At 59.2% G+C, this 14771-nt stretch carries 11 protein-coding genes; 8 read left to right on the forward strand and 3 right to left on the reverse strand.

The annotated features are described in order from the left end of the window. Positions 1 to 15 precede the first annotated feature (15 nt). The 3 genes from FJY67_01705 to FJY67_01715 all read right to left on the reverse strand — a co-directional run bounded on the left by FJY67_01705 (position 16) and on the right by FJY67_01715 (position 3402). The gene (locus FJY67_01705) at positions 16 to 1113 is read right to left on the reverse strand and encodes an ABC transporter permease (protein MBM3328172.1); all 1098 of its coding nucleotides are present in this window, start codon (positions 1111 to 1113) and stop codon (positions 16 to 18) included. Between the two features lie 154 nt (positions 1114 to 1267). After that, positions 1268 to 2788, reverse strand: coding sequence for a Do family serine endopeptidase (locus tag FJY67_01710; protein ID MBM3328173.1), 1521 nt, complete (start codon positions 2786 to 2788; stop codon positions 1268 to 1270). Between the two features lie 164 nt (positions 2789 to 2952). Further along, complete coding sequence (locus tag FJY67_01715; GenBank protein MBM3328174.1) at positions 2953 to 3402, reverse strand: hypothetical protein; 450 nt, start codon at positions 3400 to 3402, stop codon at positions 2953 to 2955. Positions 3403 to 3648: 246 nt separating this feature from the next. On the opposite strand from FJY67_01715, the gene FJY67_01720 reads away from it, so the two are divergent. The 8 genes from FJY67_01720 (at position 3649) to FJY67_01755 (ending at position 14561) form a co-directional block, all read left to right on the forward strand. Continuing rightward, a complete protein-coding gene (locus tag FJY67_01720; GenBank protein ID MBM3328175.1) occupies positions 3649 to 6192 on the forward strand; it encodes a YfhO family protein in 2544 nt (847 codons plus the stop codon). A gap of 207 nt (positions 6193 to 6399) precedes the next feature. Beyond that, positions 6400 to 6846 carry a universal stress protein gene (locus FJY67_01725; GenBank protein MBM3328176.1) on the forward strand — a complete coding sequence of 149 codons (447 nt, stop codon included), beginning with the start codon at positions 6400 to 6402 and terminating at the stop codon, positions 6844 to 6846. 141 nt (positions 6847 to 6987) lie between these two features. Continuing rightward, positions 6988 to 7491: an MGMT family protein gene (locus tag FJY67_01730; GenBank protein MBM3328177.1), complete on the forward strand. Its 504-nt coding sequence runs from the start codon at positions 6988 to 6990 to the stop codon at positions 7489 to 7491. Positions 7492 to 7556: 65 nt separating this feature from the next. Then, complete coding sequence (locus tag FJY67_01735) at positions 7557 to 8597, forward strand: DUF362 domain-containing protein (GenBank protein ID MBM3328178.1); 1041 nt, start codon at positions 7557 to 7559, stop codon at positions 8595 to 8597. A gap of 304 nt (positions 8598 to 8901) precedes the next feature. Beyond that, positions 8902 to 9198 (forward strand): hypothetical protein, encoded by a 297-nt coding sequence (locus tag FJY67_01740; protein ID MBM3328179.1) that lies wholly within the window; start codon positions 8902 to 8904, stop codon positions 9196 to 9198. A gap of 190 nt (positions 9199 to 9388) precedes the next feature. After that, complete coding sequence (locus FJY67_01745; protein ID MBM3328180.1) at positions 9389 to 10219, forward strand: TerC/Alx family metal homeostasis membrane protein; 831 nt, start codon at positions 9389 to 9391, stop codon at positions 10217 to 10219. Positions 10220 to 10408: 189 nt separating this feature from the next. Further along, positions 10409 to 13981, forward strand: a complete 3573-nt coding sequence (locus FJY67_01750; GenBank protein ID MBM3328181.1) for a T9SS type A sorting domain-containing protein — start codon at positions 10409 to 10411, stop codon at positions 13979 to 13981. Positions 13982 to 14204: 223 nt separating this feature from the next. Then, positions 14205 to 14561, forward strand: a complete 357-nt coding sequence (locus FJY67_01755; protein MBM3328182.1) for a ferredoxin family protein — start codon at positions 14205 to 14207, stop codon at positions 14559 to 14561. Positions 14562 to 14771: the final 210 nt, after the last annotated feature.

The raw sequence follows: 14771 nt of genomic DNA on the forward strand, positions 1-14771 counted from the left end.
GGAGCGACAAAAGCCCTATCTCCGTGCCAGACGCGGGTCCATGGCATCGCGAAGGCCCTCACCGACTAAATTTAGCGCGGTCACGGTGATGAATATGGCTCCACCGGGAAAGAGCGTCATCCACCACCCGGCGGGTAACGTCTCGCGAGCCTTGGCGAGGATGGCTCCCCAGGATGCGACATTGGGAGGAACTCCAAATCCGAGAAACGAAAGACTCGATTCGACGAGGATGGCAACTGCAACACCGAAGGTTGCCGAGACGAAGACCGGCGCCAAAGCATTTGGCAGAACATGCCGGAAGATGATCCGGGTCGTGCGGAAGCCCAGCGCCCGCGCAGCAGTTACATAATCTATGGCAGCAAGCCGCAGGAACTCGCCGCGCACCAGGCGCGCTACGCCGGCCCAGCCGGTGATGCCGATGACGATCATGATGTTATAGATCGACTGAGGCAGGTATGCCACGATGGCAATGATTAGAAAGAAGACCGGAAAGCAGATCATCAACTCAATCAGCCGCGAAACCATAAGATCGACGCCACCGCGGAAATAACCGGCAAGTGCGCCGAGGATAACGCCAATGGTGATATAGATCGATACCGCCACCAGCCCGATCGAGAGCGATATGCGCGTCCCGTGGATGAGCCGGCTGGCGATGTCGCGTCCGGTATCGTCAGTGCCGAGCAGATGCGCTCCCGACGGAGGGGTAATGACGTAATTCAGGTCGAAGTCATTGGGGGAAAATGGGATCGGCGGGAAGAGCACCCATCCGACGCGACGCTCCCCGGGGGGCAACAGCCGGTCGAAGGCGACGAGATGCTTGAATTTCCGATTGCGAAACTCGGCCGGCCAGGATGCCAGCCCCAGATCGACAAAGTAGCCCTTGGCGGCCGGCAAGGTGATCCGTCCGTCGTAAACCATAGCCAGCGGCCGGTCGCCGGCAATGAAGTCTGCCAAAATCGCCGTAACCGCCAGTAGCGCCACCACCGCCAGGCCGACCATCGCCAGTCGGTTGCGACGGAATTGCCGGGCGACGAGCGCGAAGTAGGAAGCACGCCTGTGACGGCGACCGGGGCTTGATGCTGCCGGGGCGGGTGCAGGTGCGAGTGAGGTCATAGCAAGTCAAGATAATCATCAAGTCCTCGCCTTGCAAGCGGGCGGATCCCAATTCAGACGCATCGATCCTGCCGAATTCTACAAATAGCAAAGGCTGGTGTTGACCGCCAGCCCTTGTGCATACCAAGAACCCCTATCTGCGAGAGGTCTCCTTTTACCCCGGTCGGACCGGAACAAACGTTCGACGCCCCTCGCGCAGGACCCAGAACGGAATCGCCTTCTTACGCTCCTTCAGTTTCTCGACTGCAGCCTTGTAGTCCTCGAGCGAGGCGATCTCCATTCCACCTACTTCGACAATGACATCGCCGGGCGCGATCAAGCCGTCGGCGGGCGAATCTTCCAGGACTCCGGTAACGCGGACTCCTTTGGTCTGGTCCGGTTCCCAGGATTCATCGTCGCCGTCAGACTTGAGTGGCGCAACCTCGATGCCGAGCCAGTACCGGTCGCCGCGCAAGGCAGGGGGCGTTGCTGCGGCAATGTAGTCCCTCCGGTCGGCAAGTTTAATGCTCAGACTCTTTTCCCGGCCGCCTCGCAGGACGATGATGTCGAGGTTGTCGCCCGGAGGGTGATCGGCGATGCGGAATCGGAAGTCGGTTACATCCTCCACCGGCCGGCCGTCGAGCGCGATGATGATATCCCCGCCCTTCAGGCCGCCCTTGTCGGCAGGCGTCCCGACCTGAACGTCATCTACCATCACCCCTTTCACTTTCGCATCGACACCGAGCGCTTCCCGTTTCAGATCGTCCAGTTCGTTCGGCACTACGCCGAGATAACCGCGCTTTACTTCACCCGAAGCGATCAACTGGTTCATCACCTTACGGGCGAGGTTGATCGGAATCGCGAAGCCGATGCCCTGTCCTTGTGCATTGATAGCGGTATTGATGCCGACCACTCGTCCCTGAATATCGACCAGCGGTCCGCCCGAGTTGCCAAAGTTGATCGAGGCGTCGGTCTGGATAAAGTCCTGATACGACGGCCCGCCTTCGCCGCTGATGTTTAGCCCCGAGCGGCCTCGCGCCGAAATGACGCCGACCGTCACCGTCCAGTCGAGTCCGAAGGGGTTGCCCACCGCGATAGCCCAGTCGCCGATCCGGATGTCGTCGCTGTTGCCAAGATTGGCTACCATTTCGGATGGAATCGAGCCCTCGACCTTTATCAGCGCAACGTCGGTTTCGCGGTCGTTGCCGATCACCTTGGCCGGCATCGAGGTCTTATCGGAAAACTTCACTGTGATCGATGTCGCGTCGGAGATGACGTGGTTGTTGGTGAGGATGTAGCCTTCCGCGGAGACGATGATGCCCGAGCCGCCGCTCGTAACCTGAGGCACCCGTCCACGCGAACGTCCGCGCGGCGGTTGATTGAAGAATGGCCCCCAGTCGAACATGTCGAACGGCACGGCGGGATGTCCCGCAAGGGTCTTCTCGGCGGTGATGTTGACGACCGTCGGCTTGACGATCTCCGCAACCCGGACGAAGGGGCTTTCACCGTTTGCATTGACCAGCGGCGCAAGGCTGCTGCCGGACGCTGCTGGAAGCGCCGTCGGAGTCGTCGGTCCGGCGGTCAACCGGGTCGGTGTCTCCCACCCGGTAGCAAGCATGAATCCCGCGCCGAAGCAGACTGCAGCGAAGAGAAGTGTATAGAGTAACCGGCGAGGACCGGATTGACGGTAGATCATAGTCGTTCAAACTCGTGATTGAAGCGTGATGCGCAGTCACTTCAAATGGAAAAGTGCGCCTGCCTATACTTGGACGCTATAGAACTTGGTCGGTTCCCGCATCAAAGGGGGCAGTCGTCAACGCTCGCATCGAACGGGTTGTCTGTCGCCATCACATCCGGTGACTACCCTTGAGGCGTCTTGGACGTGCCGCCCTTGGCACCGCCCGGCTTGGGAGAGCTCTTCGGTTTGGCGGAGGATTTGACAGCCTTTTTCTTGACGGCAGCGCGGGGTGAGGCTTTGGCCGGTGCCTTGTCGCTGATGCGGGCGATAGCGGCGCGCTTGCTCTCGATCCCTTTCTCAAGTCCGGCGATGTCGCGCATCGCCTTCTGGATCGCTTTGTCGGAAAGGGGATTGCCTGGCGATGCCGAGTTTGCCATCGCAATGACCCGATCCCCGATCTCTTGCTTCAGGCGGTCGATCTGCCGCTTGAGCGACAGGATATCGAACTTCAACTTCCCAATCTTGGCCTGCTCTTCGATGAAGTCCGCGGCAACTGCACCCAGTTCCGTCGCCCGGGCGCCCAACTTCTTCAGGCCTTCGGAAACCGCTGCTTTGAGATCTTTCTTCGGCATAATTCCTCCTTTATAGTGGGAGCCAGTGCGCTCCTCTGCACAATATAACCTCACGCCTGCGTCAACGCAACCGACCTGCACCGGACGGACTTGGCAAATGAAGCCCAATAGCGTATATTGCGTTGCGGCAGGAACAGAACCATTAACCTGCATACATAGACGATCAGCCGTCTTTAACCTGCAACCGACTGAGCCGACAGGAGACGATTGAAAAGCGAGCGCGAACGTCCATCGGAAAATTCCGGAATGACCACCAAATCCTTCCCTCCCCCGCGTGAGCCTTTATCAATAGGCGCGATCTGGGATCGCTGCCGTCGCGACCTGCCGGCGATAGGGGGGGTCTATCTCCTGTTAGCGCTCTTCTTCGCTCCGGTTATATTCGAAGGCAAGGGTCTCTCTCCGGCGGCAGATATGGTCGCATCGGCGGGGATGTATCGGATGGGGGAGGAGGCGATTGCCGGCGGACGCTTCCCACTCTGGAATCCGACCCTCTTCTGCGGTTTGCCGATGTTCGCGAGTCTCCAATATGCACTCTTCGTCTATCCGCCGGAATACGTGATACGCGCACTCTCGTTCGTCTTCGGCAGCAGCGACTATCGCATCTGGCTCTTTCATTATCTGATAGCGGCGACTCTGGCATATCTTCTGGCGCGCCATTTCGGAGCCGGACGGGCTGCTGCCTGGCTCGCCGGTGCGGCGTTCGGATACTCGCCGCAACTTATCGTCCTGGCGGATGTCGGACATGGCTCGAAACTGATGGCTATGACCTGGCTTCCGCTTATCTACCTGCTGATGGACCGGCTGCGGCTTAGACCTACTCCCGGGCGCGCAGCAGCGCTCGGACTCGCTTTCGCGGTGCAGGTGCTGGCGCTTCATCCGCAAGTCGCCGCTTATGGCGCACTCCTGATGGGGGTCTATATCCTCTATCACCTGGCTGCCGGTTTTATCGGCAAAGAAAGGACGCCGCTTCCGGTGAAGCTTCTGGGCTGGTGGTCGGGAGCGATGGTAATAGCCTTGGGCGTATCTGCGATTCTTTGGGTTTCGGTGCTCGATTATGCGCGCTTTTCGATGCGCGGAGCCGCCGCTGCGGCGACCGGCGCAACCGGCGGCGGCGTATCATGGGATTATGCAACCGGTTGGTCTTTTCACCCCATCGAATCGATCACCTACTTCTTCCCCGGCTTCTTCGGCTTCGGCAACGAGACCTATTGGGGCACGGTCGGCACCCCCGACGGGACGCCTTTCACCCACAACCCGATGTATTTCGGGGTAACAGTGCTCTTTCTTGCAGTGATAGGAATGATCCTAAGGCCAAAGCGGATATGGGGACCGCTCCTGACCCTGGCGCTGGTGGCCTGGGTTCTCTCCTTCGGACGGTATCTGCCGGTCCTCTACGGGCCATTCTACCACCTCCTGCCGCTCTTCAACAAGTTCCGTGCGCCGGTTATGGGCCAGGTGCTGCTTTTGCTGCCCATGACGGCGTTAGCCGGAATCGGTCTTCAGGCCCTTCTGGAGCAATTGAAAGGCGACTCCGGGAGATTCAAGTCACCCGGCTCGACGACCGTCCGACCCTTGCTGCCGAAGATACTGACGATTCTGGCGGTCATCGCGGGCGCGAAGATTTTCCTCATGCTGCTGAGTGACGGCCTTTTTCGGTCGATTTACACCGGTCTGGCCCGGATCATCCAACCAAAGGCTAATCCTCAGGTCCTTGCTGCAGCGCTTGAGGTTGCCCGATCGGACGCGCTGGTGCAACTCCTATTGATAGGACTGCTCTGCCTGTTGACCGCGCTCGCCTGGCGCCGTAAAGTGGCTGCGCTGCCCTTCACAATTGCGATCTGCGCCCTGTTCCTGCTTGACCTCTACCTCGTCGATCGCAAACTTGTAACGTTTACGCCGCGGGGCACAAAGAGCGACATTTTTAGAGCCGAGGGCGTTGCCAGCCACCTCCTGAAACAGCCCGGCTACTTCCGGCTTCATCCGCTCGATACCCGCTACCGTGCGGCGAATTGGTGGAGTTACCACGGTATCGCCACGACGAATGGCTATTTTGGCGCGAAGATGGCGAACTATCAAGCCTTTATGAACGAGTTCGGCATCGACGCGACGCCGCCTCACAACTGGCTTACCCTGCACCGCCGGCCGCAGGTGCTCGATGCGCTTAATGTCCGCTATATTATCAGTTCCTATCCGCTGGAGCAGATATTCGAGGAACTGAAACGGCAGGGGCAGGGCGATCCGGTCCGTCCGGCATCAGCCTATTTGCTTGAAGTTGTCGGGCGGGATGTCCGGCCGGGCGCCGGTCCGTTCGTCTATCGCAACCCGGGCGAATTGCCTCGGGCGCGTCTAACCGGCGAGTTTCAGGTTATCCCCGACTTGACGGCGACCTATGCTGCGATGCAGGGGCGAACGTGGGATCCGCGAGCCTTGACGTTGGTCGACCGCAAGCCCGTTCCCGAGCCTATCCCCGGTGCCCCGGGCCGGGCCGAAATCGTCTCCTTTACCAATGAGCGAATCGAGATTTCGACCGCAGCGGACGACCCGCGACTCCTGGTGCTTGCCGAGACCTATTACCCGTCGGGTTGGACGGCAACGATAAATGGAAAAGACGCAGAGATTTTGCGTGCCGATGGGGTCTTGCGCGCGGTTGCCTTGCCGGCCGGCGAGCACAAGGTGGTCTTTACCTTCCGGCCGCGCCTTTTCTATGCCGGGTTGACGGTATCGCTGATAACACTGTTCGCCATTGCCGGGCTCGGAATTGGCGTTATCGTTCGCCGGCGTCGGAGTTAGTTCAAGACTTGGCGATGAGCGGAATCCCGCTCGTCAAGTCACCTTTATACTACTTAATGCAGTTAGTTCTTGTCTTCTCCCCCCTGCTTTGCGGGGGGGGTATAAAAGGGGGGGCAATATGGAGTTGCACTTCTACCCTCCTGTAGTCCCCCCGCAGAGCGGGGGGACGGGACAAGATGATATGCACCCAATTATAACGGATGCCGAATGTTCAAACGGATCGTCTGTCCGGTCGGACTCGCACCGGACACTTACTACGCGGTGCCAACCGCGGCACAACTTGCCGACCTCTATGGAGCCGAACTGATCCTGCTCCATCTTGACGACCGGTTTCTGTCGGAGACGGAAATGGTGATGCTGCGAACCAGCGTTGCCGATAAACAGGAGGAATTTCGCCTCCGGGCGGTCGAGGAGAAGGCCAGCATTGAGGCTATTGCAAATGGAATGGACCTAAAGACTGCGGTTACCAGGGTGGTGCTAAGAGAAGGCTTCCGGGAGCGCGACATTCCCCGCGAAGCCGAAGACCTCGGCGCGGATCTCATCGTCGTCCATTCATCCGGCCGTAACACCATGGTGGAGCACGTCGTAGGTTCGACGTCGGAGTCGATCCTGAAGCATGCTCGGATTTCGGTGTTGGTGTTGTTCAGGAAGTAGTTGCAATTAATGGAGGGTGGACATTCCTGTCCGCACTAACTTGAACCACTTTCAGAAGGACAGACAGGAATGTCCGCCATGCAAGGCAACTGTTTGTTGCGCTGATATATTAGCAAATATCCCCATTCACAAGACATCAATATGAATAGCGGAACTCCCCTAACCTGGACGTCCGTGGCAACCCGATTCGGGACGTTCTTTGTTGTCGCGACGGACAAGGTTGTCGTCGAGATCATTCTACCGGGAAGTTCGGTACGCCCGTCGTCAGCGGCGGTTATGGTCGAATCTCCATCCGTCGGTCACCCGCTTGCCGAGGGTGTCGCTCTCATTCGGAAATGGGAAGATGGTGAAGACGTCCGTATCACGGCTCGCTTCAAGCCGCAGGGAACGCCGTTTCAGCAAGAAGTCTGGAAGGCGCTTGCCAAAGTGCCGCGCGGCACGGTCGTCACCTATGGCGAACTGGCGCAAATGATAGGGCGTCCCGGCGCAGCCCGGGCAGTCGGGCGCGCCATGGCGACCAACCCGATACCACTCCTAATCCCCTGCCACCGGGTGATCGCCGCCGGAGGACGAGTGGGAGGCTACGGCGGCTCCGAGGGTCTCAAGCGCAAACTGCTCTCCGCTGAGGGAGTCGAGGTCCGGTGACCCGCTCCCGCGTCGCGGTCATTCGGACGCAGCCCGACCGGGTGCTCGACGACGTTACGCGGGTGATGGAATTGGGTGGCCTTCGGGAGGCGTTCGACCCCGCTGCCCGAACGCTCATCAAAGACAACATCTCGTGGCACTATTTCTTTCCCGCGGCTAACACCACCCCCTGGCAGTTGGAAGGAGCGATCCGGACGTTAAAGGGAGCCGGCTATGACAATCTGGCAGCCGTTCACAACCGGACTGTCGTTACCCATTCAGGTAAGGGCGAACGACTCAACCGCCTCGACCCGGTCTTCGAGCACTTCAACATCCCGCGCCTTCACAACTTCGATCCGGTTCAGGTTACCTGGGAGGTCTATAAGCCGCGCGCGCGAACTCCGGCTCTAAGTCATGTCTATCCCGACGGCATCCGCATCCCGAGCCTCTTCAAGGGGACGAATATCCTGCATCTCCCGACTGTCAAGTGCCACATCTACACCACGACCACCGGCGCGATGAAGAACGCCTTCGGCGGATTGCTCAACACCCGACGTCACTATACCCACAGTTACATCCACCGGACGCTGGTCGATCTGCTCGCAATCCAGAAGGAGATCCACACCGGCCTCTTTGCGCTGATGGACGGGACTCACGCCGGCGACGGCCCGGGGCCGCGAACGATGCGGCCGGTAGAGAAGAACATCATCCTTGCATCGGCCGATCAGGTCGCCATCGATGCGGTTTCCGCGAAGTTGATGGGATTCGATCCGCTGGAGATTGATTATATTAAAATGGCGCAGGAGGAGGGACTCGGCACCGGCAACCCCCGCGATATCGAACTGGTCGGCGACGATGTATCGAGCGAAAACTGGCACTTTAGGGTCGGCGACAACGCCGCCAGCCGGGTGGGGGATCTGCTCTGGTTTGGCCCTTTGAAGGGCCTTCAGAAAATGCTCTTCCACACACCGATGGTAGGTATCTTCATCCTCGGTTCGTATCTTTATCATGACTACCTATGGTACCCCCTCTTCAGCGGGCCTGCGTTAAAGGCTTTCCGTCAGACGGGCTGGGGACGGCTGTTCGACGAACGCTACGGCCCCGAAGGGACAATTCATAAGACGTAACGCCGCCTTCCAGGCGGCAAATGAGGTAGGCTGCCGTCAGGATGACGGCGTTACGACAGAGCCTTAGTATCTCCGGGATAGGCGTTTGCATCAGGGACGACTTCCCGCCAATAGGCGGTTCCGGGTTCAACAAGCGAACGATCCGGTCGGTTTAAAGTCCAAAGTCAAGGAGACGTCCTATGAACGTCAAGAAGTATCTGATCGCCAGTGTCGTGGTCGCCGTCGCTGCGTGGGTGCTCGACTTCATCCTACACGGCGTGATCCTGATGCCCTACTACGAGAAATACGCCCACCTCTTCGGACGATGGAACAGATGGGAAAGTATATGTTCCTTATCCCGGTGATGTATTTCTCGCTCGCCTTCGGGCTCGGCTACATCTTCATCAAGGGCTATGAAAACCGGGGCTTGATGGAAGGCCTACGTTTCGGCCTGATCATCTGGGTGATGATGAGCATCCCGCGGTTCTGCGCCGAGGTGATTTATTACCGGATTCCCAAGGTATTCGACATCACCAATCTGGTGGCCGGGCTGGTGATCTTCCCGATTCTTGGAATCCTCTTCGCGCTGATCTACAAGCCGGCGGAGAAGCCGGCCGGGTAGGCTTGGGGCTTTAGGCTTCAGGTCAGGCTTCGGGTCTGGCGACCTGTCCGGCCATCCCCAAGGTCCGCCGTTACAAGCGAGGTGAATCTATCTGATGGCTTCGCCCTCTTGCGGCAGGCTCGCATTGACGGATCCTTTCGCCCTGCGACTTGAGTCATAATTCAATTTCCTGAATCTTAAAGCCTATCCCATGTCCTCCTCGCACGCCCTGAAGTGGGTAGTCATCTGGTTTCTCCTCGCGATGGCAACGGCTGGTGGAGTCTTCTACTTTGCCGGCCGACAGCACGGCATCGAGTTCCTCACCTGCTATCTGATCGAGTGGACGCTCTCGATCGACAACCTCTTCGTCTTTCTGATGATCTTCCGCGCGTTCGGGGTGGACGACCACCGTCAGTTGCGAGCACTCGAGTGGGGGATCATCGGCGCGATCGTGATGCGGATCGTCTTCATCATGCTGGGGCTGGCGCTCGTATCACTCTTTGAGCCGGTGCTTTACGTCTTCGGCGCATTGCTCATCTACAGCGCGGTGAAGATGGCGCTGGAGAAGCGCGATCAGGCTGTCGATGTGAGTCACAACGTCCTGGTGCGCTGGGCGCAGAAAGCGTTTCGGATCACGCCGGGGTTCGTCGGCGACCGGTTCTTTGTGCGCGACCTGCAGGGCGGACTGATGGCGACGCCGATGCTACTGGTTGTGCTGGTGATCGAGAGTTCGGACATCATGTTCGCCATCGACTCGATCCCGGCGGCGTTTGCAATCACCCGACAGCCCCTCATCATCTTCGTCGCCAATATGCTGGCAATCCTCGGTCTTCGGTCGCTATATTTTCTTCTTGCCCATGCCGACCGGTCATTCCGCTATCTGCGGCTGGGTGTCTCATTCATTCTGGCTTTCGTCGGCTTCAAGATGATCGTCGAGAAGGTGTTCCATGTCAACGTCTATCTCTCATTAGGAGTGGTTATAGGCACCCTGGCGATCTCGGTCCTGGCTTCGATGATACCGGAGAAGGCGAAGTCGAGTTGAACGATTCTGTGTCACCCTGAACGAAGTGAAAGATCTCGTTTTGGATGTGGTATTCAAGTGGCGGGCGGACGCCCTCGTCCGCTTGCACTAAAACCACTGACTTTCTCCCCCATAGAAGGGGATTGACAAATTTTTTCCTGCCTCCGAGCACTGCACCGCGATAGGGATTTCTATCAATTAGGAGTCACAATGCTCAACCAACGCACCCTTCGCAGCGCTACGGCGATTCTGCTTCCCGCACTCCTGACGCTGATCTTGCCGGGCCTGATCTTTGCCGCGGACGACAAGCCGTTGACCGGCTACTTGCCCGACGCGGCACAACTGCCACTCGTGAAATCGCTGGAAGCGATCCCGATCGCTCCCGGTCTCGACGACCCTCCCGACCGTGACCGCCGCGGCGGCCCCGACAACTTCGGCTACCGCTGGCGGGACACGGAGGAGCAGGGTGTCCAATATCAGTGGATCGACATCACCCAGGGCGATATGCGGGGGAATCAATTCCAGAATGTTGGAGACGATTGGAACAGCGGTCAACTCGACCTTGGATGGACTTTCAATTTCTATGGACGTGAGTTCCGCAACTTCTTCGTCTGCTCAAATGGCTGGTTATCGTTCACCAGCAATTCAAACGACCTCGCAGCAAACGACAACTTCCCGAACCAGGGCGACCCTGAAAACCTGATTGCCCCGTTCATGTCCGATCTATTTCCAGGGACGATCTGGTGGTATACAAACGCGCAAAATCGTATCGCCATCGTAACCTGGAATGTGATCCACTATGGGGATCGGAACCGCAACTACATCTTTCAGGTGATTCTGACCGGCAACGGGCGAATCAAGTTTCAGTACCAGACCAATCAGAGAGTACCGGACAACTACTTTGTCGGCATTGGGATACAGAATGCGGAGCGCAACGTTGGTCTGACCGCCTACCGACAGCAGGGAGGTGGTGCACCATCCAATCAGTATGCCATCGACATCTCCAAAGCCCTCGGCTGGGTAACCGGGACGGTGAGCGACCTCGCGACCGGCGATCCGGTCGAAGGAGCCCGTGTCCGGCTCTCGGATGGGACCGCCGCCGATACCGATGACGAAGGCATCTATTGGATGGACGAAGTCCTCGCCGATCCCTATACCGCCACAGCCTCGAAGTTCGGCTACAACACAGTGCTAAGCGACGAGTTCGAGGTTGCCGACCAGGAGACGACGGTCGTCGATTTCGCGCTGCCGCATCCCGAAATCGATGTCGATACCGATGGCTTTGAGGTGGAACTTCCCCGCCAGGGCGTCCGTCGCGACGGCTTCACCATCGCCAACGCCGGCAACGGCCCGCTCGACTTCGCCATGCGGTTCACGGTTCCTGTACGGCGGGACGATCCAGGAGACGTCATCTTCGACTGGAACGCCAATGAACTGACCGGCGACGGCCGGATGCGAGGCGTTACGACCGACGGCGACAACTACTACCTCACCGGCTCGAACAATCAGGAGGAACCGAACTACATCTACGTCGTCAACCGCAACGGCGAGTTGGTTCGTCGTATGGAACAGCCCCACCAGAACCCGAGCAGCATCGGTCTGAAGGGCATCACCACCGACGGCGAGTTCCTCTACAGCGCCGACGCGCGCGAGATCAACCAAATCAGTTTCGATGGCGAATTGATTCGCGCCTTCCCGGGACCCTTCAATCCGACGCGCTACATCGTCTATGTGCCCGAAACGAACCACTTCTGGGTCTGCGAAATCGGCTCCCGGGTCGCTGAAATCGACCGCGACGGCAACGTCATCCGGCAATTTGACAAGCCTCAGCGTGCCGCCGGTCTGGCCTGGCATCCCGACGATCCGGACGGCTTCAACCTCTATATCTTCCACCGGATTCCGAACGGCTCGCAACTGGCGCTTGCCAAGATGAACCCCGCCAACGGGCAGCACCGGCCGGTAATGGAGTTCAACATCCAGCAAGGCGACGGCGCGCTCGACTGCGCCATCACCAACGGCTTCAACCCGCTGATATGGCTCTTCGTTGCGCTGGTGGAGAACAACGTCCCGGACCGGGTCGTCGGCATCGAACTGGCTCTCAACACTTCATGGGTGCAGATCGATCCGATGACCGGAACCGTCGAACCGGAATCGACAACCGAAATCGAAGCCCGCTTCGACGCCGGCGACTGGCTCCCCGGCACCTATGAACTGGAACTCGAGATCAACCATAATGCCGCGACCGAGCCGGTCGTTCTGCCGCTCACGCTCATCGTCACCAATGAGGGCCTCGAACCGCAGTTCTACGAGTTCGTCGCCACCGATATCCGGCACAATTTCGCGATCACCTCGGTAATGTTGCGCGGCGAGCGAGCCGTCTTCGAGGACGAAATCGGCGTCTTCACAGCAGGTGGTCTCTGCATCGGAGGGTCGCTCTGGTTCGACCGGCTGACGACGGTAACCGCTTACGGCGATAACCCTGACACCGACGTCCTCGACGGCTTCGAGGAAGGTCAGGCTTACGCCTTCCGGGTCTGGGATCACGCTGCGGACCGAGACTTTGCAGCCGACTTCACCTGGTCTTCGGGAGCCCGGGTCTTCGCGGCGGGTGGCTCGAGCCGCGGATCGCTTGAGGTGCCGGGTCAGGTGCGGGAGAATGTCTGGTCGCTTCCGCTCGGCTGGAGCCTCATATCGAGTAATGTGATGCCTGACGATGACGGCATCGCGGGGCTGTTCGCAGCGCTCGTCGAAACCGGCCGGCTCGAAATGGTAAAGAACGGACGAGGCCAGTTCTACCGGCCCGGATTCGGTTTCGATAACATCGAACATTGGGTTTCGAGCGAAGGCTATCTGGTGAAGGTCAACGCCGCGTCCGAGTGGCGGATGCGTGGTGACCTGATCGACCCGACGACGCCGATCGACCTTGTCGAAGGCTGGAACTTCGTCGCCTACTTCCCGCGGCGGGCGTTCGATGCTCCGACCGCGTTTCAGTCGCTCGGCGAAGCGTTGACCATCGCCAAGGACGGCACCGGTCGCTTCTACCTCCCGGCCTGGGACTACAACGGCATCGGCAACTGCGTCGAATTGATGGGCTATCAGGTGCGGCTCGCCGAAGCGGCCCAACTGCGCTATCCGCTCGCTGGAAATGCGGCTATGGCTTTGCCCATAGCCGTTCCACGGTGGTCGAAGGCGCCGTCACCGACCAGCCGGAATATGTCGCTGCTCGTGATAGGTAAGGGACTCGACGCCGGGATGGAGATCGTTGTGAGGACCTCCTTGGATCAGATGGTTGGATCCGGAGTCATCGACGCGGAGGGGCGAGCCGGACTTGCCTTGTGGGGGAATGATCCGGAAACTGAGGTGGCCGAGGGCGCGGTGGAAGGCGAGCCTCTCACATTTACGATCCTAACCGGCCCGGGCGAAGTGCGTCCGGCTTCAGCGCGTCTGCTCGAAGGCGAAACGACCTATCGCACCGACGGATGGGCGGTGATCGAGTTAGGTATGGGAACATCGACGCCGTTTGAGTTCGCCCTTTTCGGCGTCCGTCCCAATCCCTTCAACGACCGATCGACCGTCGCGTTTGCCCTGGCTGAAGCCGGAGTTGCGCGTCTGGCGCTCTACGACCTCGCCGGGCGGGAGGTGCGGGAGATTGCCTCCGGCCGGTGGAATGCCGGACGGCACGAGGTTGGTTTAGCGGCAGGTGACCTCGCGAGCGGCACTTATATCCTGCGTCTCGAGACGCCGGCGTCGTCGCGAGCCGCGAAGGTGCTCCTGTTGAGGTAGGTTCAGCCGGTCAGATGCTTCACCTCGTCAGGAAGCCACGATGATAAGGGAGCGCCCGGTTCAGGTGCCAAGGTCTGAACCGGGCGCTTCGTTTATCGAAAAATGAGCACTTCCGCTGCTGTGAACCTCCGGTGAGCCAACGAACAGCGTTCAGACTCGTCCTAACTGCAGGCCTTCGCCGATAGGGCGGGCTTCACAACATCATTAACCGATCCCCACATCCATGCCGCACATCGTTACGCGCCTCTGCCGGGACTGCAAGCATACCGCCTGTGTGACGGTCTGCCCGGTCGATTGCTTCTACGTCGTCAAGACACCGACCGCGGAATTACCCGACCAACTCTACATCTCGCCTGAGGAGTGTATCGACTGCCGGGCTTGCATCCCGGAGTGCCCGTGGGAAGCTATCTACGAAGACGTCGATCTGCCCGAAATCTTCAAGGACGACGTCGCGCTTAACCAGCGGAGCGACAGCGACCGGGTCCTCTTTCAGCCGGCGGAGGAGATTCCCAACGAGAACCCGACTGAGGACGAGGTGGCCGCCAACAAGCGGAAGTGGGGCTTTGAAGGAGAAGGGTGAGGGGGACTGAACGCGATTACGACAGGCGGGTCGTTAGAGGCTGATACGCCTCCACCAGCCGCCTAACGGCTTCAGCGAGGGGAGGAGGGGAGGGAGGGGGTCATACGCGCAAATCAAAGGGCATTAGCCAATAGACCTCCGGGTTTCGGTTGATCTTCTCAATCAGATCATCAGTGAATGTAATTGTGTCATCTATACCATTCAAGAAGC

The organism is Calditrichota bacterium (assembly GCA_016867835.1).
Classification (GTDB): Bacteria; Electryoneota; AABM5-125-24; order Hatepunaeales; family Hatepunaeaceae; genus VGIQ01.

Excerpts from the sequence above, each read along its gene's own strand:
- FJY67_01705 (MBM3328172.1), bottom strand. The coding sequence starts at position 1,113 with ATGACCTCACTCGCACCTGCACCCGCCCCGGCAGCATCAAGCCCCGGT.
- FJY67_01710 (MBM3328173.1), bottom strand. The coding sequence starts at position 2,788 with ATGATCTACCGTCAATCCGGTCCTCGCCGGTTACTCTATACACTTCTC.
- FJY67_01715 (MBM3328174.1), bottom strand. The coding sequence starts at position 3,402 with ATGCCGAAGAAAGATCTCAAAGCAGCGGTTTCCGAAGGCCTGAAGAAG.
- FJY67_01720 (MBM3328175.1), top strand. The coding sequence starts at position 3,649 with ATGACCACCAAATCCTTCCCTCCCCCGCGTGAGCCTTTATCAATAGGC.
- FJY67_01725 (MBM3328176.1), top strand. The coding sequence starts at position 6,400 with ATGTTCAAACGGATCGTCTGTCCGGTCGGACTCGCACCGGACACTTAC.
- FJY67_01730 (MBM3328177.1), top strand. The coding sequence starts at position 6,988 with ATGAATAGCGGAACTCCCCTAACCTGGACGTCCGTGGCAACCCGATTC.
- FJY67_01735 (MBM3328178.1), top strand. The coding sequence starts at position 7,557 with ATGGAATTGGGTGGCCTTCGGGAGGCGTTCGACCCCGCTGCCCGAACG.
- FJY67_01740 (MBM3328179.1), top strand. The coding sequence starts at position 8,902 with ATGGAACAGATGGGAAAGTATATGTTCCTTATCCCGGTGATGTATTTC.
- FJY67_01745 (MBM3328180.1), top strand. The coding sequence starts at position 9,389 with ATGTCCTCCTCGCACGCCCTGAAGTGGGTAGTCATCTGGTTTCTCCTC.
- FJY67_01750 (MBM3328181.1), top strand. The coding sequence starts at position 10,409 with ATGCTCAACCAACGCACCCTTCGCAGCGCTACGGCGATTCTGCTTCCC.
- FJY67_01755 (MBM3328182.1), top strand. The coding sequence starts at position 14,205 with ATGCCGCACATCGTTACGCGCCTCTGCCGGGACTGCAAGCATACCGCC.